Source organism: uncultured Corynebacterium sp., assembly GCF_946998835.1.
Taxonomy (GTDB): domain Bacteria; phylum Actinomycetota; class Actinomycetes; order Mycobacteriales; family Mycobacteriaceae; genus Corynebacterium.
Genome location: NZ_CAMQAZ010000030.1, coordinates 1 through 22,857, shown reverse-complemented (window position 1 = coordinate 22,857; position 22,857 = coordinate 1). Strand labels below are relative to the sequence as shown.

Below are 22,857 nucleotides of genomic sequence, written 5' to 3'. Positions count from 1 at the left end.
ACGAGATCATGGCAATTCACGCAACCCTCGCGGGCATTCCGCGGATAGGGCCTAATCGTGAGCTCAAAAGAGCTCTGGAAAACTACTGGCGCGATCCGGCGACCGGCGGCCTGCTGGCCGCGACGGCGCGCAACACTGTCAATAGCTACATTGGCGCAGCGCTGAAGGCAGGAATCGACTCGGTTCCGACAATTGGGCGCTCGTTCTACGACTCCATGCTGGATACATCGGCGCTGCTAGGAGTGCTTCCAGCCCGCTTCCAGGATGTCCCGAAAATGGGCGGTTCCAACCTACCGGAATGGATCAACCACTACTTCGCCACCGCTCGCGGTACGAAGACGCAACCTGCATCCGCAATGACCAAGTGGTTCGACACTAATTACCACTACATTGTTCCGGAGCTGTCAGCCGATACTGAATTTACTTCTGACCTCACTGACTGGTTGGACGATTCCTGCAGCTTGAACAATGGCGCCACCACCATGCTGCGCCCTCATTTGATTGGTCCTGTGACCTACTTGAGCCTGTCGCGTGCCGACGATGGTTCGAACCCACTTGGCCTTTTGGAAAAGTTGACCGATGCGTACGCGGAAATCATCGCTCAACTGGGAGATAAGGGCTTTGAGTGGATTCAGCTCGATGAGCCAGTATTGGTCACTGACCTCGATGAAGTGACTCTTGCTAGGACTCGCCAGGCCTACGAGAAGTTGGCCGGCGTGGCGGAGTCTGCGAATACCAAGTTGTGGGTGCAGACCTACTTTGGTGATGGTGACCAGGCGCTGGAAACCCTTTCTGGCACAGGCGTGCAGGCCATTGGTTGCGACCTGGTAGCAGGCAGCTCCGAGTTGCCGCATTGGACCGGACAGGAACTGCTGGTTGCGGGCATTGTCGATGGTCGTAATGTGTGGCGCACCGACTTGGATGCAGCCCTGGCGACGTTGGAGAAGCTGGCAGTCCGAGGCCCCATCGCGGTGTCGACTAGCTGTTCGCTGCTACATGTCCCGTACTCCCTGGCCTCGGAAAACCCGAGCGAAGAAGAAGCCGAGGTGCTGCAGTGGCTGGCCTTCGGGGATGAGAAAATCGCCGAGGTGACCCTCTTGGCGAGGGCGCTTGATGCCAGGTTGAATGACCGCCAACTCGATGCCGCGGATTTGAAGGCGTTGAGGGAGTCCCGGGCAGCACTGGCATCGAGGGCAGAATCGAAGCGGATTGTTAAGCCTGAAGTTCGTGAAGCTTTAGCAGCAATCGAGGAGAGCGACCGGACTCGTTCCCCGTTTGCAGCTCGCCAGGCGGCTCAGGCTGAGGCCCTTAACCTGCCTCCGCTGCCGACCACCACAATCGGTTCCTTCCCGCAGACCAATAGCATTCGTCGTGCACGTGCGCAGTTGCGCGCGGGAGAGTTGACCCCAGTTGACTACGAATCAGCAATGCTCGCTGAAATTCGATGTGCCATTGAGCAGCAGGAAGAACTGGGACTCGATGTGCTGGTTCACGGCGAACCTGAGCGCAATGACATGGTGCAGTACTTCTCGGAGCAGCTGGACGGCTACCTCGCGACCGCCAATGGCTGGGTCCAAAGCTATGGTTCCCGCTGCGTGCGGCCGCCGATTCTCTACGGTGATATCACCAGGCCAGAGCCAATGACGGTGCAGTGGTATAAGGCAGCGGCAAACATGACTGATCTTCCCGTCAAGGGAATGCTCACTGGGCCAGTGACCATGTTGGCATGGTCGTTTGTCCGTGATGACCAGCCAATCGGTGACACTGCGGATAATGTTGCGCTGGTTTTGCGCGATGAGATTGCAGATCTCGTGGCCGCTGGAGCGCAGATTGTGCAGGTCGATGAGCCAGCCATTCGCGAGTTGTTGCCCCTGAATGAAGCGGACCAGCCCGCCTACCTGAAGTGGGCTGTGGGGTCCTTCCGCCTGGCTACCTCTGGCGTGGCTGACGAGATTCAGATTCACACGCATATGTGCTACTCGGACTTCAATGAGCTCATTGACACCGTCGATGAACTCAACGCCGATGTCACGTCCATCGAAGCAGCTCGCAACGGCATGCAGGTGCTCGCAGCGCTGAAGGATGAGGGATACGTTCGTGGGATTGGTCCAGGCGTCTGGGACATCCACTCGCCTCGCGTGCCGACGGACGGAGAAGTCAGCCAGCTCGTGGAAGATGCGCTCGAAAGTGTTGACCCCAGCTTGCTGTGGATCAATCCGGACTGCGGTCTGAAGACTCGAGGTTGGGAAGAGGTTACGGCTTCACTGAAAGTATTGGTAGCCGCAGCGAAGCAGGCTCGTTTGCAGCTAGCAGAGTAAGCCGGAACCAAAAAGCCGAAAAATAAATAGCGGGTTAAGTAGCAAAAGTGTGTCCGCTCGGCGTGTCGCCGGGTGGGCACCTTTTGCTACTTAGCTCTACTTAGCCCCAATGCGAGTAACTGACTGCGTTTATGGCTGGCGGCAGCGGGCCAATGTGAGTTACTGACTGCGTTTATAGCAAAAATTGCCCGAAAAATGGCTTGAAAGTGCTATAAGCTTGCACAGTTTCACATTTGCAGCCCGTTGTGCCAACAAGACCCCAACAAGGCCCCAACAAAGCTCCTACAAAGCCCTACATAAGCCGGCTACTTCTTTGCCACCACTGGCTCGATCGGGTTGCCTCGCCAGGAAGTGTGCGCAGGAACATGGTCACCGCGCATGACGAGAGAACCGGGCTCGACGCGGCAGCCGTCGTCAAGCACAGATGCCGGCAGAGCGACCGAATGTGGTCCGAGCACGGAGCCGTGTCCGATGTGGACGGTGTCGAGCGTCATCACGCGGTCGGTGAACAGGTGCGTCTGGACGACACAGCCGCGGCCGACAGAGGCGCCCCGCTCAATGGTGACCAGGTCGGTCTCGGGCAGCCAGTACGTCTCCAGCCACACACCGTGGCCAACGTTCGCGCCGAGTAGGCGCATAGCGCGTGCGATACCACCGGTGGCCATCGCCGGGTTCAGATACCACGGCGCAGCGACCATTTCGACGAACGTATCCTGCAGCTCATTGAGCCAGACGAACTTACTCCACAGCGGGTGGTCACCGGGCTTGTGCTTGCCGACGCACACCCATTTGGCCACGACCGTAACCAGCAGCCCCAGTGCGCCGACAATCAGTAGCACGGCAGGGGAGAGCAGCCACGCGACCAGCAGGCCGAGCAGGGCAGCGCCAACCCCACCTGCAGTGACCAACTCCGCGGTGAACATGCCAAGGGCCTGCAAGATAAACAGCGTGACGGTAGCCAACATGAGAGAGACCATCGGCGCCAGGATGCGCAGAGTCTCCACAATGCCTCGGGCGACCTTCAACCCCGTGGTCGGACGGTAGGTCTGAGCCGACTCATCGCTGGAGACCGTACCCACGCGACGCATGCGCTCCGGCGGTGAACCCCACCAGTTGGAGCCGGACTTGGTCTTCTTGGGAGTAGAAGACAGCACGGCCACCAGCGAGTTCTTCGCCAGCTTGCGCTGCGGAAGTGTGATTCCGGAGTTGCCCAGGAAGGCGCGCTTGCCAATCCGGGAGTCACCCACCAGCATCCAGCCGCCGCCGAGCTCGTAGCTGCCGACCATCGTGTCGTCAGCCAGGAAGGATTCGTCCTTCACATGCAAGAACTTCGGAATACCAATCGCGGTGGAGACCTCGCTGTCGCGACCAATCTGGGCACCCAACGCGCGCAGCCACAGTGGAGTCAGCATGGAAGCGTAGATGAAGAACAGGTCGTGGCGAGCAGCGTCCATCAGGCGAATTGTCGCCCACGACTGCCAGCCCACCCGCGAGCGCACCGGGTACACGCCGGGCTTCAGACCGATGCTGAACAGACGTACGAGAATCAGCGTCAAAAAGGCGTACACAGCGACACCGGCCAAAGTGGCAGGAATAGCCCACAGCACGGCGCTGCCCAGCGTTGGCCAGAGATTCGAGGTGGTCAGTTCGGTGGTGCCGTCGATAAGCCCTGTGCCCCAACCGATGACCGCCGCCATTGCGACCGCAGCGGTGATGGGCACCAGCGTCAGCAGCACGGCGGTGAAACCGTAGATAGCCACCCAGTGGCGGCGGGCCGCCGGCACCTCCTCCGGGAAGCGGTGCTTGGACCGACCGACCTTGCGAGCCGGGGAGCCCGACCAGCGCGCGCCAGCCTTGACCTTCTTCTCACCAGTGACGGTCGAACCCGCCTCGATATGAGCGTCGTTGCCAATACGCGCGCCGGGCAGCAGCGTCGAACGGGCACCGATGCGGGCGTGCTTGCCGATCGTGACCTCGCCGACGTGGACGACATCGCCATCGACCCAGTAGCCGGAGAGGTCCACCTCTGGCTCGATTGAGCAGTAATCATCCAGCCTGACCAGTCCCGTTACCGGCGGCAGCGCATGCAGATTCACACCCTTACCAATGCTGGCGCCCAGCATGCGGGCGTACCACAGCACGAACGGAGCACCCGCCACCGAGTGCACACCGGAGCTCTCTGCCAGGCGTTCGGCCGCCCACAGGCGCAGATGCACCGAACCGCCACGTGGGTAGTCGCCCGGAGTGATGTTGCGGGTGAGTAGGCGCGTCGTCGCCGCGTTGATTGGCATGACTCCCAGCGGAGTCAGGAAGAACACGGCCAGTACGGCAACCAGCCAGCCCGGCAGCGCCAGCGGCCCGCCGATAACCCAGTTGATGATCGCGAGCCAGGTCACCCAGCGCATGCCACGTGCCCACTGCAGAGGCACCATGAGTCCGACCTGAGCCCAACGGGTCTTGCGGGACACAGGTGTCGGCTCGGGCACCTTTTCCAGGTGAGCGGTGGGGTCGCTGGAATCGTCGGCAAGCATGTCGTCGCTGATGAAACCGCGTGCGACCAGTTCCTCGGCGAGATTGCCCAGGCGTGGGTGGTCGTAGAGGTCACGCACGGCGACCTGCGGGGCGCGCTGACGAATGCGTGCGATGACACTCGCCGCCGCCAGCGATGTGCCGCCCAGGGCGAAGAAGTCCGACGCCGCGCCGGGCGCAGGGACGGACAGTACGTCCGCCCAGATATCGGACAGCCACTTCTCCACAGGGCTCAGCTTGTCGACGTCGCCCTCACCCGCACGTGCAGGCAGCGGCCACGGCAAAGCCGCCTTGTCGACCTTGCCGGAGGTACGAACTGGTAGCTCATCCATGATGTGCAGGCGTGGCACCATCGCGGCCGGCATGGCGTCGCGGAGAGTGTCCATGCACTTGTCGTAATCCATGGCCGAGGCGTCGCCACCGGCGCCGACGTAGCCGACCAGGATGGAGTCGCCAGCACCGGTTTTCTGCACCACGACGGTCGCCTGTGTGGCACCGGGCAGGGCAGCCAGGTGCGCTTCGACCTCGCCGAGCTCAATACGACGCCCGCCGATTTTCACCTGATCGTCGACGCGGCCGGTGAAGTACAGTCCGTCCTCATCCATGATGACGTGGTCGCCGGTGCGGTACGCCCGCTCCCAGCCCAGGGCTGGCAGCGGCGCGTACTTCTCGGCGTCCTTTTCCGGATCTAAGTAGCGCGCCAGACCCACACCGCCGATGACTAGCTCACCCTTCGTCCCCGGTGGGACGGGGTTGCCCTCCTCGTCGATGACGGTGAGGTCCCAGCCGTCCAGTGGATAACCAATGGTCACGGGCTTGCCGGGCTTCAGCTCGATGCCGGAGGCCACCACGGTGGCCTCGGTGGGGCCGTAGGTGTTCCACATCTCGCGCTCAGGGGTGGACAGACGCTCGACCAGCTCTTGCGGGCAGGCCTCGCCACCGACGATGAGCAGGCGCACGCTGTCGAGTGCCTCGGCAGGCCACAGGCCAGCCAACGTCGGAACCGTGGAGACGGCCGTGATGTGGCGGGAAATCAGCCATGGGCCCAGGTCCACGCCGGAGCGCACCAGCGAACGTGGGGCCGGCACCAGGCAGGCACCATTTCGCCAGGCCAGCCACATTTCTTCACAGGAGGCGTCGAAGGCGACCGACAGGCCAGCCAGGACGCGGTCGTCCGGGCCGAGCGGGCCTTCCGGATGGTTGGCGAGGAACCAGCGGGCCTCCGCATCGACAAAGGCGGCGGCGCTGCGGTGGGTGACGGCAACGCCCTTGGGCTTACCGGTGGAACCGGAGGTGAAAATAATCCAGCAGTCGTCGTCAGGAGTGGGCTCCTGCGAGATGATCTCGCGTGCGCTTGGTGGCGTCGGCTCGGTGTCCTCGTCCCCGTCCGAGCCCTCATCGGAGTCAGCATCCGAGTCAGCCTCGGTGTCCAGCTGCGGGCGGTTGCGTGCCGCTGAGCCAGCCAAATGCAGCCCCTCGGCATCGAAGTAACCGGCGATACCGGCCTCGCCGAAGACCATCTCTGCACGCTCATCGGGGTCGTCCGCATCCACCGGAACGTAAGCGGCACCGGCAGCCATGATGGACAAAATTGCCAGGTAGAGCTCGCGGCTTCCCGACGGCATCCGCACACCAATGCGGTCACCACGACGGATACCTTGCTCATAGAGCCACGTAGCTGTGGAATCAATCTCGTTGATCAGTTCCGCATACGTGACGACAACCTCGCCGTCATCAATGGCCTCAGCCTCGGGGAACCTTCGCGCGGTCGCCCGGACAATGTCAATGAGCGTGCGCTCAAGCGGCTGTTCGGTAGCGCGCAGGAACTTCGCTTCAGTGGTTGTCACTTGAGAGACCCCTTCTTATTCTTCTTCTTGCGCTTTTTCTTCTTCGACTTTTTACGTTTAGGACGCGGGGCATCGCTTGACGACGTCTCCTGCGTCTTATTCTCAGCCACACCATCGGTGTCTGTATCGGTGACTGTGGCTTCCGGGGCAGTGCTTTCGGGGGTTTTCGCAGCCGAGGTGTTGGAAGCCGAATTGCCGGTGTCGGTTTCCGGGCTGGCATCGGAGTCGTCGGCAAGCGATGCGAGCAGTGCGCGCACCTCAGGTGAGCACTCGGCGACGGCGGCGCGTTCGGCTCTGCGCAGCGAGCGACGCAGAGACGCGCGGGTGGTGTTGCCCGCTTCCGTCAGCGCGATGAGCTGGCGGCGACGGTCTTTGGCATCGCGAGTGCGCTCGACCAGATTTGCCGACTCAAGGGAGTCGATCAGACGAACCATGTCAGAGCGGTCCATGCCGAGCAGAGCGCTGAGCTCAGTCTGTGCCATGGCTCCGCCGTCGGCGATGGCCTCCAGAACCCAATAACCGCGGATGGACATGGACTCAATCTGGGTGCGGCCAAGAGCCGCGTTGACACTGGCGCGGACAGCTGCGTCGAGCTGAGCCAGGCACCAGGACGCGGACTTGCGCAGAGCAGCCGGCGCGACGGCGGGTTCGCTTGCAGAGCCAGACTTGGCCTTCGCCTTAGAACCGCCCTTAGAGCTGGTCTTGGCATTTGCTTTGGCGGCCTTGCGAGCCTTCTTCGCCTTGGCGCTTTCCTGCGTTTTGGCAGCGGGCACCTTGGCGTCTACATCGGCTGCCGCACCATCGCTGGTCTCGGCTGAGTCCGCCGAGGAAAGTACGGATGAATCAGACATACTTCCCATAGTAGACAATCTGGGGAGTCATCAATAATGGGGCATGGCCAACTAATAATGTTCCGGTTTTCCTGCGGATTGTCGGAAGGTGGGTGCTTTCGTGTTGGCAAATAAAAATACACCCCACTAGTCGGTAACTGATTTCTCAGTCCAACTAATGGGGAGCAGTTCAGCGAAGCAGGGTATTTCTGGTTGGTGCTTAGTTGGCCTTCTCCATCGGACGACCAAAGTGCTCCCAGTCAATCATGCCGCCGGTGATGACAATGGTGTCGATACCGTTCTTCTCCAGCCAGGAAGAGACCTGGGCGGCGCGACCGCCGGAGCGGCACATCAGGTAAATGTCGGAGTCCAAATCCAGCTCGCCGTAGCGGGATGGAATCTCTTCCATCGGGATGTGAATGGCGCCGGTAGCGTGGCCGTCATCCCACTCCATCTGCGAGCGGACATCAATAATCTGGGCATCTTCTGGTACTTCAGGTACGTTTACGGTTTCCATAGTGCGCACTATACGCAATCCGGTCTCACCGCAGGAAGCGCGAAGGCCGCCGGAGAAGTTCTCCGACGGCCTTAAAGTTGCAGCATAGGAACTGCGTCAAAGGTGCGGGTCCCCGGGAAGGGTCCTCCATGTAGAGGTTCTCGCAGGGGCTCAGTTGAAACAGCCTTTACTTGTGGCGCTCGATTGCCTCAGCCAGAATGCGCTCTGCCTCAGCCTTGTCGCCCCAGCCCGAACCGGAAACTTCCTTGCCTGGCTCCAGGTCCTTGTAGTGGACGAAGAAGTGCTCAATCTCGTCCTTGGTGAACTGGGAGACGTCGTCGATGTCCTGGTAGTGGTCGAAGCGAACGTCGTCGAGGACGCAGAGCAGCTTGTCGTCGCCACCGGCCTCGTCGGTCATCTTGAAAACGCCGAGCGGACGAGCCTTGACAATAACGCCCGGGAAAACCGGCTCCGGCAGGATTACGAGAGCGTCCAGCGGGTCGCCGTCCTCGCCGAGGGTTTCATCAATGAAGCCGTAGTCGGCCGGGTAGGCCATTGGGGTGAACAGGTAGCGGTCGAGGTAGACCTTGCCAGTCTCGTGGTCGACTTCGTACTTGTTGCGCTGACCCTTCGGGATCTCAATAGTGACCTCAACGCTCACGGCGATGACTCCTTATAATCGGTGTACACTTCTCTGACGGCTATCTTATGCGAAACCCGCTCAGAAGCGTTTATGTGCACCTTAAGTGCGGTCTTATTCCTAGGAAGAAGGTGTTTGTGACCGTGGCCAGTACCGGCTCCGACAGCTCCAAAACCACCGCGAAGGGCACGAAAAAATCTCGGGGGCTGAAAATCGGCGGTGCAATTGCCGGTGTCCTCGTTATCGCCGCGGGCAGTGGTGCTGCGGTCGTCATCAATGACAATCGCCAGATTGTCGTCGATGCGCCGCCTGCCGTCAGTCAGGTTTCTGCTCCCGTTACGGCTGCGCAGTCCTCGCTTGACGACGGCACGCTGGCTCAGAAAGTCAGCGAAATCATGGATGCGGCTACGGCTGATTCCGCCTTCGGCGAGTTACACGGGATTGTCAGTGATGCTACGACTGGCCAGAAGTTGTGGGGGCAGAACGACACTTCAGTGGCCGTGCCGGCATCCAGCATGAAGGTTCTTACCTCGGCGGCCGCGCTGTTGGGATTGGATGAAAACCATCGAGTGTCCACTCGTGTCTCCCGAGTCACGGGCACTAATGATGTCGTGTTGCATGGCGGGGGAGATCCCACCCTAAGTAAGGATGGGGAGGGGTTCTTCCAGGACTCTGCTTCAATTGCTGATTTGGCGAAAAAGATTTCCGTGGTTATGCCGGAAGGGGTCGGCAAGGTTTATCTCGACAACTCTCTGTTTACTGAGAGCTTCCACGAGACCTGGGAGCGCGAGGGGCTCGATGATGGTTACATCGCGCCGGTGGAGTCTGTGATGTTGGATGCGGGGCGGATTGATTCGACGGATGAGAACTCGCAGCGCAGTGCAACCCCCGCCGCGGATGCAGCTGATGCGCTGGCTCAGGCACTCGGTGCGGAAAACGGTGGCAGCCTGAGAGATGCAGCTAAGGACGGTCAGTCGCTGCCCTTGGATCCAGACATTGTCGCACTCGTGCAGTCGGCGCCGCTGAGTACCCGCGTGCACGAAATGATGAATTACAGTGACAACGTGTTGGCGGAGTCCATTGCCCGTGAGGTTGCAATCTCCCGGGGTCTACCGCCGACCTTTGAAGGGGCTGCGCGTGCAGTTCGCGACACCCTTGCTGAGCACGGTTTTTCTCTCGATGGCGCGGTGCTGTCGGATTCCAGTGGACTGAGTACGGATAACCGTATCTCTCCACAGCATCTTTCCGAGGTGCTCAATTCGGCTGCGGGGCCGGTGGGACCAGCTGGAGAAGAGGAGTCTACGGGGTCGCAGGAGGAGCAAGAGCCGTCGGAAAGCACTGCGTTGCGGTTGCGCCCGTTGCTGGATAGTCTGCCGGTAGCGGCGGTGTCGGGCACCCTGGCGACGCGCTTTTCTGGCCAGTCCGGAGCGGGCATCGTACGTGCGAAAACCGGCACACTGAATAAGGCCTCGGCGCTGGCGGGGTATGTGGTGACGAAGTCGGGGCAGGTGCTGACGTTCGCATTTATTTCCAATGAAGCGAGCCTGTTGCCAGCAAGAGCTGCGGCGGATAAAGCAGCGAGCGCACTGGCGAATATCTAGACTGGGATTCATTTGCCACTGAAAATACCTCGAGGAGATGAATCCGCCTTGACCTCTCACACTTCCGCCATCAGGAACTTGCCCACCGTCCACGAGATTGCGGCGCAGGTCCGCGAGGGAAAACTAAGCCCGGTCGACAGCGTGCAGCGCAGCCTCGACGCCATTGCGAGACTGGATGGGGGAATTCATGCCTTCCGTGAAGTCTGGGCGGACCGGGCGTTGCAGGCGGCGCGGGAACTCGAGCAGCGCGAGGATCTCTCGCAACTACCGCTCGCAGGTGTGCCATTCGCGCTGAAGGAGAACACGGCTGTAGAAAACCCGTTTGTCCGTCAGCTGACTAACGCTGGCGCAATTGCGGTGGGGACGACGGTGAATCCGCAGTTCTGTACGTGGGGGACGACCACGCTGCCGGAACTGACCGTCGACAATCCGACTCTGCCGGGGCACACCCCGGGAGGATCCTCTGGCGGGTCAGCGGCGGCTGTCGCCGCTGGGATGGTTCCTTTTGCACAAGGCAACGACGGCATGGGATCGCTGCGCATCCCTGCAGCATGTTGCGGGCTTTCGACTCTGAAGGCGACCCCGGGAACAATGCCGGGACGCGTGGGCGGCAACGACTGGTACGGCATGTCCGTCCACGGTGTGCTCACGGTTAATAACGAGGACTTGCGTCTGATTACCAAGATCCTCACCGATGGCCTGGTGGATGCGGACGACCCTGCAAAGACCCTGCCTGAGAACTTCGCTGTCACCCTGGACACCACCGCTCCGGTTTTCGGCCTCAAGGCTGCGCCGGAGTACGTCGATGCGGCACAACAGGCGGCGAGAATATTCACAGACAAGGGCTTTGCCGTCACGGAAAAGAACATGCCGTACCCACTGAATCCGCTGCCGATGCTTGCGCGCTGGACTGCGGGGGTTGCAGATCAACTCCGCGACGAGCCGCGCCCGACTCACCTGGAGTGGCGCAACCGTGTCCACGCTGGCATCGGCCGCGTGCTGCGCCCCATGATTAATGACCGGCAAGTAGTACGCGACGGCGCCCGCATTGAGCGTGAACTGCCGGGCGACACAATCCTGATTACCCCGGCTCTGGCTAAGACACCACCGCGAAACCGCGTATGGCACCGCATGCCCTGGATTGTGAACTTGCTGTCCAATCTACGGTTTACGCCGTATGTCTCGACCTGGAATTACCTGGGTTTCCCCGCAGGTATCGTCGTGGAGCCGGTCTCTGGGTTGCCGGTGCAGCTGATTGCGCGTCCGACCCAGGAGCGGATTCTGCTCACGGCGATGGAGACCATCGCAAGTGGTGGACGCGTTGGCTAAACCTTCCACGTTGGCTAAACCGTTTTGGCCAGACCGCAGCCCTCACTTCTTAACCATTCGGCATGCCGTTCGCGCGATGGCACAACAGGCAGGGCAGGGGCTGGGCGACGGTGTCGTTATTGGGCTTTCCGGCGGCGCGGATTCGCTCGCACTGACCGCTGGGGCCTGTGCGGAAGCTTTCGGGCCTAAGGGAGCGTTGGCCGACCGTAATATCCATGCCGTCGTGGTCGATCACCAGCTTCAGCAGGGCTCTGCCGAAGTCGCTGAGCATGCTGCCGACCTAGCCCGGGGGATGGGAGCCACGGCGGAGGTCGTCGCAGTCGATATCAATAACGAGGCCGGCCGTGGCCCCGAATATGAGGCGCGCTTGGCGCGGCACCGAGTTTTGCGGGAAATCGCCCAAGCCCGAAGTGCGGCACTGCTGCTCGCCCACACCTTGGATGATCAGGCCGAAACCGTACTCCTGCGCCTGGCTAGGGGAGGCGGCCCGCAGGCGCTGTCCGCCATCCGTGCCGACTTGACCTGGTCGGACGGGACTCGGATTCTGCGCCCACTGCTCGGCGTGCGTCGCACCGACACTGAGCTCTGCTGCGAAGAGCTAGGTTTAAAGGTTTGGCACGATCCTCATAACCACGACGACCGCTACGCCCGAGTCCGGGTGCGGCAGTCAATTCTGCCTCTTCTAGAGCGAGAATTGGGCCCGGGGGTCGCGGAGAACCTGGCCAAAACTGCGTCGATTGCGGCAGCCGACAATGACTGTTTGGACGCTCGCGCAGAGTCGGCATTGGAGACGCTGCTGGGGGAGCAAGCTGCGTCGGAAGGCGGAGGCTTACCCGTGCGAGGGGTGGCTGAGCTCGACGATGCCATCTCGGTGCGGCTCCTCGCGCGCTGGCTGCGGCGGGCGGGTGCGGAGCCCAGCAGTAAACAGATCGACATGGTGTTGGCGCTCGTGCACCGTTATCACGGCCAGGGGGAAGTGCCGGTGACCCGTGGTCGTGGTGCCGCTGCGGAAACAAAGTCCGCGGGGGCCAGGTTGGTCGTAGAGCGAAAAGATGGCACTCTACAATTAGGTACGGCGGAAAGGAATAGCGATGCATGACGTTAAGGATTTCAACGTCCCCGCAAACCCATATGACGATGACGTAGAGGCAATTCTCGTTGGCGAAGAGGAGCTGCATGCTCGCGTCGCCGAGATGGCACATCGTGTAAACGAGAAGTATAAGGACGCCGACAGCGATTTGATTCTGGTCGCCGTGCTGAAGGGCGCGGTTTTCTTCCTGACCGATTTTGCTCGACAGCTCAGCATTCCCAGCCAGATGGAGTTCATGGCGGTTTCCAGTTACGGAAACTCCAGCTCGTCGTCAGGCGTTGTGCGTATTTTGAAGGACCTGGACCGCGATATTGAGGGACGCGATGTCGTGATTGTGGAGGACATCATCGACTCCGGTCTGACCTTGTCTTGGCTGATGAAGAACCTGCGCAACCGCAATCCGCGCTCGCTGGAGGTCATTACGCTGCTGCGGAAGCCGGAGGCTGTGCGCACCAATCTGGATGTTGCCGATGTTGGATTCGACATCCCGAACGAGTTCGTCATCGGTTACGGCCTGGATTACGCCGAGCGTTACCGCGACCTGCCGTACGTCGGCACGCTTCATCCCCGCGTGTACCAGAACTAGGTCGGTCTTCGGTGCCTCCTGCACGGTGCCGACGCTTTACGACGGGCATTGCGAAACTTTTTTCGGTTGCGATGCGTTATGCATACTGTGGGGTCAGGTGCCATGGGCCCTGGCCCCCGCTTTGTGTCTTTGATGCCTCTTCGAGGAAAACTCGTTGATGCGTACAATTAATAAAAGCAACTAATAGATGTAGAGAGCGAAAAGCGAACCCACTGTATGGACAAGAAAAAGGTATTCCGGTTTGCCACCGTTGCCGGCATTATCCTGATTATCCTCTTCGCAATTACCCAGCTGGCGGATGATTCCCGGGAATACCGTGAGGTGGATACATCCGTAGCCCTGACCCAGTTGGACAAGGGCAATGTCACGGAAGCTCAGATCGATGATCGTGAGCAACGAATTCGCCTCACCCTGAAGAAGGGCGTAGAGGTCGAGGGCACTGAGGACGTCACGAAGGTGATGACCAAGTACCCAGCGCGTGCGACCGACCAGGTCTTTGACAAGGTCACGGCCGCCAAGGGCATGGAGAAGTTCGATACCAAGGTCACGCAGGATTCCTTCCTGATGTCCACCTTGGGCTTCCTGCTGCCGATGGTGATCTTCTTCTTCGTCATCATGTACTTCTTCAGCCGCATGCAGGGCGGCAAGAACGGCATGTTCGGCTTCGGCGGAAACCGCGCCAAGCTGCTGAATAAGGAGACCCCGACCAACACATTCGACGATGTTGCTGGTGCCGATGAGGCAGTCCAGGAGCTCGACGAGATTAGGGATTTCCTGCAGCATCCGGCTCGCTACGAGGAACTCGGTGCGAAGATTCCGCGCGGTGTCCTGCTCTACGGCCCGCCCGGTACCGGTAAGACCTTGCTGGCCCGCGCCGTCGCCGGTGAGGCCGGAGTGCCTTTCTACACCATCTCGGGTTCGGACTTCGTCGAAATGTTCGTCGGTGTCGGTGCTTCTCGTGTCCGTGACCTGTTTAACCAGGCAAAGGAAAACAGCCCGTGCATTATCTTCATCGATGAGATTGATGCTGTGGGCCGCCAGCGTGGCGCCGGCATGGGCGGCGGTCACGATGAGCGTGAGCAAACCCTGAACCAGCTCCTGGTGGAGATGGACGGATTCGGTGACCGCCAGGGCGTGATCATCATGGCTGCGACCAACCGTCCGGATATTCTGGACCCGGCACTGCTGCGCCCGGGTCGTTTCGACCGACAGATTCCGGTGGGCGCACCAGACCTGAAGGGCCGTGAGGCAATTCTGAAGGTCCACGCACGCAACAAGCCGCTGGGGCCCGATGCTGATTTGAAGTCTCTGGCCAAGCGCACCGCTGGCATGAGTGGTGCCGATTTGCAGAACGTTCTGAATGAAGCGGCGCTGCTGACCGCTCGCGTCAACGGCAACATCATTACGGCTGATGCGCTGGAAGAGGCAGTCGACCGCGTTATTGGTGGTCCACGCCGTACCTCCAAGGTGATTTCCGAGCAGGAGAAGAAGGTCACCGCCTACCACGAGGGCGGCCACACTTTGGCTGCGTGGGCGCTGAAGGATATTGAGCGCGTGTACAAGGTGACCATCCTGGCCCGCGGCCGCACCGGCGGTCACGCCCTGACTGTGCCCGAGGATGACAAGGGCATGTACAACCTGCCGGAGCTCTTCGCTCGCCTGGTCTTCGCCATGGGCGGTCGCGCGGCCGAGGAGCTGGTCTTCGGTCTGCCGACCACCGGCGCGTCCGCCGATATTGAGCAGGCCACCAAGATTGCTCGAGCCATGGTGACCGAGTACGGCATGTCGCCGGAGCTCGGCCCTGTGAAGTACGGCGAGGAGCAGGGCGACCCGTTCGTCGGACGCGGTGGCAGCGGCACTCTGGACTACTCGCCAGAGGTGGCGGCAAAGATTGATCAGCAGGTTCGCCTGCTGATTAACAAGGCCCACGACGAGGCCTACGCCATCCTGAAGGAAAACCGCGACACCCTCGATGTTCTGGCTGAGAAGCTGCTGGAAAAGGAGACCCTGCGCCGTCCGGATCTGGAGGTCATCTTCACCGACGTCGTTGCGCGTGAGCGTCTGAACTTCTTCGACAGCGACACCAAGCACCCAGCCGACGGCCGTGAGCCGGTCAAGACCCCGGTGGAGTTGGCAATCGAACGCGGTGAAGAGCCGCCGAAGCGCGTCAACATCTTCGCGCCGGTGCGCCGCCGCGAGAACGAGAAGCAGGACGCGGGTAACAACGGCAACGGCCACCAGGGCGCAGCGGGCGCTGCTGGTGCCGGCAATGCCGGTGCGCCGGGTCTGCCGGGAGCACCGCAGGATCGTCCGAATGTTCCGGTCTACGGTGGCACCCCGCCGCCGGCTGGCTGGACTGCTCCGGGGTGGCCGCCGAAGGACACCGGAAGCACACACGGATCGAGCCCTGCCCCGACTCCGGCACCTCGCCCGCAGTGGAGGGGACAGTCGGCCCCAAAGGGGCGTCAGGACAATCCGCGTGGCCAGCACCCGGGCACTGCCAATTACCCGGCAGGAGCCCAGAACTCCGGCTCGGAGGCCACTGGCGGCGGCAACAGTGACGGTAACGGTCCCGCGAATATCCCTGCCCCGCCGAAGATGCCGGGGGACAGGCCAGGCGGGCGTCACCGCCAGGACAACTCTGGTAGCGATGCCACCCCGACCACGGTCATGCCGTCAGGGGCGCAGCAGCAGGAACTCCGCGGATTCCGCCTGCCGGATAACGAGCAGCCGGAATACCCAGAGCGCTCGGATAACGCGAAGAACGCCGACACTTCCGATGCCAAGGGTGCACAAAACCACGATTCGGATAAGGGCGGCGTCGTAAAGCGAAACGAAGACAACAGTGCCTGGCAGGACAAGCCGGAGAGCAACGAGGAGCGATAAGTACACATCATGGAGCGCGAATTCGATCAGGAGCGAGCCGAAGCTGCGGTTCGCGAACTGCTGATTGCCGTCGGTGAGGATCCCGACAGGGAAGGGCTAAAGGAAACACCGGCGCGAGTGGCGCGAGCCTACCGTGAGGTTTTCGCGGGCCTGTTTGAAGATCCGTCTGAGGTACTGGCAAAGACCTTCAACGAAGATCACCAGGAGCTCGTTTTAGTCAAGGACATCCCGATTTACTCGACCTGTGAGCATCACCTGGTGCCGTTCTTCGGCGTTGCCCACATTGGTTACATCCCGGGTAAGGACGGCCGCGTGACTGGCCTGTCCAAGCTCGCGCGTCTGGTCGACGGCTACGCCAAGCGCCCGCAGGTGCAGGAGCGTCTGACCAGTCAGGTCGCGGATGCTCTGGTGGAGAAGTTGGATCCTGCCTCGGCAATCGTCGTTATTGAGGCGGAGCATCTCTGCATGGCCATGAGGGGAATCCGCAAGCCTGGTGCTCGAACGGTGACATCCGCCGTCCGCGGCGGTTTCAAGTCGGATGCCCGTTCACGCGCAGAAGCAATGGCACTGATTCGCAAGAGCTAGCGCAACAGTTAAATGGTCGATTGGAAAGGCTGGACAACAAGGTGACTGAATCGCCCGTGCAAGCGCAGGCAGAACAGCAGGCGGAACAGCAGATGGAGCTGGGCATCGAGAATCAGCTCTGCAAAGTGATGGGCATTGTCAACGTCACCGAGGACAGCTTTTCCGATGGTGGCCTGTACAAGACCTTTGACGCAGCAATCGCCCATGCACACGAGCTCGTCGATCAGGGCGCGCACATTCTCGACATCGGTGGTGAGTCCACTCGTCCGGGTGCACACCGCGTCTCCGAGGAGGAGGAGATCGCCCGCGTCGTGCCGGTTGTCCGCGAGCTCGCCGCAGAGGGGCACTTGGTCAGCGTCGATACCATGCGGGCAAGTGTCGCAGAGGCAGCGATTGCCGAGGGGGCGGTGTTCATCAACGATGTCTCCGGCGGTCTTGCAGACCCTAACATGTTCGCCGTCTGCGCCGATGCCGATGTGCCGATTTGCCTGATGCACTGGAAGACCGACCGCTTCGGCTCCGCCTCGGGGCGCGCCGAAACACGCCCGGATGGCATCGTCGCCGATGTCCGTGAACACCTGCTCCAGCTTGTCGACCGCGCCCTGGCTGCTGGCATCGTCGAGGAAAATATTGTTCTCGATCCGGGCCTGGGCTTTGCCAAGAATGCTGATGACAACTGGGCGCTGCTCCACGGCCTGCCCGAGCTTATTGACCTCGGTTTTCCCGTGCTAGTAGGTGCCTCCCGAAAGCGTTTTGTCGCCGCAGTCGGCGGCGAAGTTCGTGCGCCAAAGCAGGCCGATGCCGCGACTGCGGCGATTTCTGCACTGTCCGCCGCCGCGGGTGCGTGGGCGGTTCGAGTTCACAATGTGGCCGACAGCCTTGACGCAGTGCGTGTGGCGCAGGCGTGGAACCTCGGCCGCTCGCTGACTGACTACAGCGCGGCTGGCGACTACCCGGAAGGCGGTTCCAACCGCGCCGCGCAGGAGGCAGCATCGCCTACTGAATCAACCTCCAAAGGAAACGAGTAACCACCAGTGGCTGATCGCATCGAACTCAAAGGTCTGAAAGCCCACGGCTACCACGGCTGTCTCGACTTCGAGCGCCGCGATGGCCAGGACTTCATCTGTGATGTCACCCTGTGGCTGGATTTTTCCGGCGCCGCCGCCAGCGATGACCTTACCGACACGGTCAACTACGCCGACATCGCAGCCACCGCGCATGGAATTTTGACGGGCACCCCTCGTAACCTCATTGAAACGGTCGCGACCGAGATTGCCGAGGCAGTGCTTGCCGACGACGACGCCCGCGCCGAATGCGGACTGAATCCGCTGTTGCATGCGGTGGAAGTAACCATTCACAAACCACATGCGCCCATCCCGCTCGACTTTGACGATGCTGCTGTGACGGCCCGCCGCTCGCGGAAGAAGCGATTGGCATGATTCGCGCAGTCCTCTCCATCGGCGCAAACATGGACTGCGCGCGGGAAAACCTGACCGATGTGCGGGACTTCTTCGCCGACGAGCTGGTCGCGGCCTCAAAGATTTATGCCACCCCGCCTTGGGGTGGGGTAGAGCAGGGCGACTTCCTCAATGCCGTGCTTATTGTGGATACGACCCGGACACCAATGGAGCTGTTGGAAGCCGGGTGGAAGCTGGAAAACGACGCTGGTCGAGTGCGGAGGATTCACTGGGGACCGCGGGCGCTCGACGTGGACATTGTGCAGGTCATCGATAAGGAATCCGGTGAGGAGATAATCTCCGCCAATCCGACTCTGACCCTGCCACATCCATGGGCAGCTGAGCGTGCTTTCGTGCTGGTGCCGTGGCTCGATGCCGACCCAGATGCCGAATTGGAAGGGGCTCGGGTCGCGGAACTCGTCGATAAGCTGGCACCTGAAGATGTAGAAGCGGTGCGTCTAGCCGACGGCGGCGAGGATGGAGAAGGGGCCTAGAGATGAAACCGACCTCACCGATTATGTTGGCCGCATCTGCGCTGGTCCTGGCACTTGGATCATGGATGGTTTTGGCGCAGTTTTTCGGTGTGCTCGGGCCTCGTAGTTGGTGGGACCTGGGGTTTCCCTGGCTGCTCACTGCCGTTTGTGTCGCGGCGGCACGGTGGATTAAGTCGGTGCTCAAAGAGGGCAAGGTCGGGCAAGACCGGAGTCAGGTGCAGCCGTTGACGTTGTCACGCTGGCTGGTAGTCGGCACGGCTTCCGCGTGGTTAGGCGCAATTCTTGGCGGAATGTACGCAGGCGGCGTGCTGTGGGCGGTGCCGAAATGGACGGAACTAGCCGCTGCCCAGGACGATGGCCCCATCATGATTGTCGGCACCGTGTCCGGATTTTTGCTCACTGTGGCGGGGCTGTGGCTGGAAAAAGTTTGCCAATTGCCAACTGACGGCGAAAATTCTGCACCACCTAGCGGGGAAATGGGAACTAACTCGGTAGGGTGGGAGTTATGACTGACCTCTCCAACGCTGGTAACGACCCGAAGCGCTCGGGCGATGCTGCATATTTTCAGGACGACGCGGCAGCTACTCCGTCGGATGCGGCTGAGTCTTCGTCCCCCGAAAATTCCTCCGATGGGTTTGGCCCTGGGGACGCTGTGGCATATAGCAATGAACTCGACGCCAATAAGCAGAACAACGACGCGCTGAAATCCGGTTCCTCGGATGGCATGACGGAGAAAACCGCAGTCGTTCTGATGGCCGTATTGCTGGTACTCGCGGTCGTCGCCAGTATCGTCATGCTTTTCGCCACCTCGGCGGGATGGATGAAGATCGCTGTGCTGCTGGCGCTGTGGTCGGCAGTTATCGGTGCCGTGCTGGTGACGCGTTACCGCAGGACCATCTCGCTGGAGCGCAAGCGGTTGGAGACCATAGAGGAACTGCACAAGGTCGAGCTCGACCGTGAGTTGGCAACCCACCGTGAGCAGGAACTAATCCTGGAACAGAACTACCTGGATTCTCTCGAGGGCAACAATGATGAACACATTGCTGCTCTCCGCGCTGAGATTTTTGCCCTGCGAGCCCAGCTCGCTGAGTTCATGGGTGAGGATTTCGACGATGAGCAGGTTGCTCTTCGTGCCCGCGCAGAGCGGCTCCGTGAGCTCGACTCGCCGCAGCAGGATTCCCCGATGAAGAACCCGACTGGTCATGACCGCCCGACGCCGCGGGCGACCTCACACCGTGCTGAGATGACCGCCAACGGAACTGTTGGTGCTCATACCCAGCATGGTGGTACTAGCGCTGGTTCGCCGGTTGAAGATGCCGAGGCCACCGACATGCGCCGTACCTTCCCGTCATCCGGGCAGCCGGTTGATGTCCACGAGGTCTCTGACTCCAAGGACGATGACTCCATGGCTACGGAGAAGGTGGCGAAGGAGAAGTTCGACACCAACTCTTTCCGCGCTATCGATTGGCAGGAAACTCCTGTTCAGGGCTCCGGCAAGCGTGCCGCTCAGGGCGGAGCCCACGAGGCACACGGCGAAAAGAACCCATTCACGTTGCAGGACCGGGACGCTGCCTCGGAGTCTCCGACCCGCCAACTGACGCCAATTCGCGATGAGGATCTTGCAGAAGATACTGCTCAGGAACCTGCCCACGGTCGCCGTCGTGCCGAGGACAACAAGGGCAGCCTCACTGTCGCCGAGCTAATGGAACAGATGCGTAAGAAGAAGGAGCAACGCGCGGCTGAGGAGGACTAGCCGCTCACCGCTGCTTCCCGCTGTCTCTCGCACCGTGCACAGCTGGTTTGGTCTAACCTAGTCAGTCATGACGCAAAGCCAGCATGATCCCCATCCCCATCGTTCAGCCGCCCCGCGGTTGACGGTGGGGATTATTTCTGCCGGAAAAGTCGGTGTTGCTCTCGGTCAGGCCTTGGAGCGCTGTGAACACCGTGTCACACACGTGGTCGCGCGCTCACCGGAATCGGTCAGGCGCGCGCATCTGCGTCTGCCAAGTGCTCAGGTCGGTACCATCGCCGAAACAGCCTCCGCCTGCGAGCTCATCGTCATCGCTGTGCCGGACCGTGCCATCGCTGAGGTCGCCGAGGAAGTTGCACGCTACGTTGGGCCGGGGCGCATTGTCATGCACACGTCCGGTTCACTCGGGCGCGCCGTGCTCGACCCGGTCGCGCTGACCGGCGCGCTGACAATCGCCGCTCACCCCGCAATGACGTTCGCAGGGCTTGACGACGACTCCGAGCTCCTCACCGGTTGTCCTTGGGGCATCACGGTTGGGGATGAGCTCGCGAAGACGGTCAGTGAATTGCTGATTGGTGAACTCGGTGGCCGACCGGTATTCATCAACGAGCGCCACCGCGGCCTCTACCACGCCGCAATGGCCCACGGTTCAAATGGTTTGGGCGCGGTTGTGGTCGATGCGGTGGAAATGCTCGCAGCCACCATTGGTGAGGACGCAGCAGCTGAAGACACCGATGTAGCGGAGCTGCGCCGTGGCCAGGCCGCTGAACTGCTCCGCCCATTGCTGGAGGCTTCGCTGGACAATGCTTTGAGGTGGGGCTCCCGGGGGCTGACTGGCCCGGTAACGCGCGACGACCTTGGGACCGTCGTCAAGCATGAACGGGAAATTGAAGCGATGGCACCGGAGATGGGAGCCGCCTACCTGGCACTTGCCGAGCGGATTGCCGAGCTGCGCGGAGCCAACGAGGTGTTGCGGTACCTGCGTCGGTGAAGCCAGGGGACTGACAGTACTGGCAATCCGGGGTGTGGCGTAAGGTATTGCCGTCGGACGAAAAGTTTGGTCCGTTAGATCTGAACGCGGAGGAAACATGACGGGGTACACCGCCGGAGAGACAACTGTTCACAAGACTATTGCTGGAATTGCGCAGGTCACGCGAGCACTGCGCAAGACCGGGCGCCCGGTGGTGCTCGTGCCAACTATGGGTGCGCTGCACCAGGGGCACCTCGAACTGGTGGAGGCCGCGAAGACGCTGCCGCGCGCTGTTGTTGTGGTGTCCATTTTTGTCAATCCGCTGCAGTTCGGTGAGGGTGAGGACTTTGATGCCTACCCGCGCACTCTGGAAGAGGATGTAGACAAGCTCCGCGCTGTTGGTGCAGAGCTGGTCTTTGCACCGAACGCGAAAGAGATGTACCCCAATGGTTTCCGCACGACGGTGCAGCCGGGGCCGCTGGCTACTGAGCTTGAGGGCGCTACTCGTCCGGGGCACTTTGCGGGCGCGCTGACGGTGGTCAACAAGCTTTTCAATATCACCAACTGCACCGATGCCGTCTTTGGCGAGAAGGATTACCAGCAGCTGTGTCTGATGCAGCAGATGGTCACTGACCTGAATATGCCGGTGCAGCTGCACGGGGTGCCGGTGATTCGTGAGGCCGATGGTCTGGCTATGAGCTCCCGTAACCGCTACCTGTCTGAGGAGCAGCGCAATCTCGCGGTAACCCTGTCCGCTGCGCTGACCGCTGGCGCTTTTGTCGCCGATCGCGGTGCGGACGCCGTGCTGGAAACTGCGCGTGGTGTGCTTGCCAGCCAGCCGGAGGTGGAGCTGGATTACTTGGAGTTGCGTGATGCCGCACTGGCACCGCTTGACGACGAGGCGTTGCGCGGCGACGGGCAGGAGATTGAAGCCCGCCTGCTGGTTGCCGCGAAGGTCGGCACTACCCGTCTGATTGATAATGTCGGCCTGATTTTGGGTGCTCCGCGCCCGGATTCGGTCAGCGGTTTCGGCCAGTTGGGGCAGAAGGATGCGGAAATTGCGTCGGCGGCACTGTCTGCTGCGGGCCTGGATGGCGAGCTGACCGAGGAAGAAGCTGCTGAGTTGGCTGAGCTGCAGGAAAAGGTTCGAGCTGCACGGGATGCACGTCTGAAAGATGAGGCCAACAGGGAGAATCTGAAGAACGCTGGCTTTGGCGCTGAGCAGGACAGTGAGTAGGACTGCTAGCAGGGCAGCGAGCAGAAGTCGTATTTTTCGTGGCTGGCAAGTTGTCGTACTATAGTGTGCCAACTAATAACCTGCCACGCTAAAGGGTGCCGCGGTAGGCGAGCATCCAGGGGAAGCATCCAGGAAGGGACCTACCTTTTTCATGTTCCGCACTATGTTGAAGTCCAAGATTCACCGTGCCACGGTGACTCAGGCTGATCTTC

18 protein-coding genes and 1 pseudogene are annotated in these 22,857 nt (G+C 61.1%); 15 read left to right on the top strand and 4 right to left on the bottom strand.

What is annotated here, in order from left to right:
• Positions 1–8: 8 nt before the first annotated feature.
• Positions 9–2,318, top strand: coding sequence for a 5-methyltetrahydropteroyltriglutamate--homocysteine S-methyltransferase (gene metE / locus Q0U90_RS09755; RefSeq protein WP_297454326.1), 2,310 nt, complete (start codon positions 9–11; stop codon positions 2,316–2,318).
• A 305-nt stretch (positions 2,319–2,623) separates the two neighbouring features.
• Here the strand turns inward: metE and Q0U90_RS09750 are convergent, their stop codons facing one another.
• The 4 genes from Q0U90_RS09750 to Q0U90_RS09735 form a co-directional block, all read right to left on the bottom strand.
• Entirely contained in the window at positions 2,624–6,694 is a 4,071-nt protein-coding gene (locus Q0U90_RS09750) for a Pls/PosA family non-ribosomal peptide synthetase (protein WP_297454323.1), read from the bottom strand.
• A complete protein-coding gene (locus Q0U90_RS09745) occupies positions 6,691–7,545 on the bottom strand; it encodes a MarR family winged helix-turn-helix transcriptional regulator (protein ID WP_297454320.1) in 855 nt (284 codons plus the stop codon). Before Q0U90_RS09745 ends, Q0U90_RS09750 begins: the two co-directional genes overlap by 4 nt.
• A 199-nt stretch (positions 7,546–7,744) precedes the next feature.
• Positions 7,745–8,041, bottom strand: coding sequence for a rhodanese-like domain-containing protein (locus tag Q0U90_RS09740; protein WP_048731742.1), 297 nt, complete (start codon positions 8,039–8,041; stop codon positions 7,745–7,747).
• A gap of 166 nt (positions 8,042–8,207) precedes the next feature.
• Positions 8,208–8,681, bottom strand: coding sequence for an inorganic diphosphatase (locus Q0U90_RS09735; RefSeq protein WP_005510088.1), 474 nt, complete (start codon positions 8,679–8,681; stop codon positions 8,208–8,210).
• A 116-nt stretch (positions 8,682–8,797) separates the two neighbouring features.
• Here Q0U90_RS09735 and Q0U90_RS09730 point away from each other — a divergent pair, with 116 nt between their 5' ends.
• The 14 genes and pseudogenes from Q0U90_RS09730 to Q0U90_RS09665 all read left to right on the top strand — a co-directional run.
• Positions 8,798–10,261, top strand: coding sequence for a D-alanyl-D-alanine carboxypeptidase (locus tag Q0U90_RS09730; RefSeq protein ID WP_297454309.1), 1,464 nt, complete (start codon positions 8,798–8,800; stop codon positions 10,259–10,261).
• 48 nt (positions 10,262–10,309) lie between these two features.
• Positions 10,310–11,590, top strand: a complete 1,281-nt coding sequence (locus tag Q0U90_RS09725) for an amidase family protein (RefSeq protein WP_297454306.1) — start codon at positions 10,310–10,312, stop codon at positions 11,588–11,590.
• 76 nt (positions 11,591–11,666) lie between these two features.
• Positions 11,667–12,689 (top strand): tRNA lysidine(34) synthetase TilS, encoded by a 1,023-nt coding sequence (gene tilS, locus Q0U90_RS09720; RefSeq protein ID WP_297454303.1) that lies wholly within the window; start codon positions 11,667–11,669, stop codon positions 12,687–12,689.
• Positions 12,682–13,266 carry a hypoxanthine phosphoribosyltransferase gene (gene hpt / locus Q0U90_RS09715; RefSeq protein WP_297454300.1) on the top strand — a complete coding sequence of 195 codons (585 nt, stop codon included), beginning with the start codon at positions 12,682–12,684 and terminating at the stop codon, positions 13,264–13,266. Before tilS ends, hpt begins: the two co-directional genes overlap by 8 nt.
• A gap of 216 nt (positions 13,267–13,482) precedes the next feature.
• Positions 13,483–16,152 carry an ATP-dependent zinc metalloprotease FtsH gene (ftsH, locus tag Q0U90_RS09710; RefSeq protein WP_297454298.1) on the top strand — a complete coding sequence of 890 codons (2,670 nt, stop codon included), beginning with the start codon at positions 13,483–13,485 and terminating at the stop codon, positions 16,150–16,152.
• A gap of 9 nt (positions 16,153–16,161) precedes the next feature.
• Positions 16,162–16,737: a GTP cyclohydrolase I FolE gene (gene folE, locus Q0U90_RS09705; RefSeq protein ID WP_297454296.1), complete on the top strand. Its 576-nt coding sequence runs from the start codon at positions 16,162–16,164 to the stop codon at positions 16,735–16,737.
• A 92-nt stretch (positions 16,738–16,829) separates the two neighbouring features.
• Positions 16,830–17,765 carry a dihydropteroate synthase gene (folP, locus tag Q0U90_RS09700; protein ID WP_297454349.1) on the top strand — a complete coding sequence of 312 codons (936 nt, stop codon included), beginning with the start codon at positions 16,830–16,832 and terminating at the stop codon, positions 17,763–17,765.
• A gap of 6 nt (positions 17,766–17,771) precedes the next feature.
• On the top strand, positions 17,772–18,176 hold the full coding sequence (folB, locus tag Q0U90_RS09695; RefSeq protein ID WP_297454294.1) for a dihydroneopterin aldolase: 405 nt from the start codon (positions 17,772–17,774) through the stop codon (positions 18,174–18,176).
• Positions 18,173–18,688 (top strand): 2-amino-4-hydroxy-6-hydroxymethyldihydropteridine diphosphokinase, encoded by a 516-nt coding sequence (folK, locus tag Q0U90_RS09690; protein ID WP_297454291.1) that lies wholly within the window; start codon positions 18,173–18,175, stop codon positions 18,686–18,688. Before folB ends, folK begins: the two co-directional genes overlap by 4 nt.
• 2 nt (positions 18,689–18,690) lie before the next feature.
• Positions 18,691–19,197, top strand: coding sequence for a DUF3180 domain-containing protein (locus tag Q0U90_RS09685; RefSeq protein WP_297454288.1), 507 nt, complete (start codon positions 18,691–18,693; stop codon positions 19,195–19,197).
• Complete coding sequence (locus Q0U90_RS09680) at positions 19,194–20,441, top strand: DUF6779 domain-containing protein (protein WP_297454285.1); 1,248 nt, start codon at positions 19,194–19,196, stop codon at positions 20,439–20,441. Before Q0U90_RS09685 ends, Q0U90_RS09680 begins: the two co-directional genes overlap by 4 nt.
• A 67-nt stretch (positions 20,442–20,508) precedes the next feature.
• Positions 20,509–21,429: a DUF2520 domain-containing protein gene (locus Q0U90_RS09675; protein WP_297454282.1), complete on the top strand. Its 921-nt coding sequence runs from the start codon at positions 20,509–20,511 to the stop codon at positions 21,427–21,429.
• Between the two features lie 97 nt (positions 21,430–21,526).
• Positions 21,527–22,408 (top strand): annotated as a pseudogene (panC, locus tag Q0U90_RS09670) (pantoate--beta-alanine ligase); the annotation flags it as partial.
• 388 nt (positions 22,409–22,796) lie between these two features.
• On the top strand, positions 22,797–22,857 hold a 61-nt coding region (locus tag Q0U90_RS09665), incomplete at its 3' end, for an aspartate 1-decarboxylase (RefSeq protein WP_297454346.1).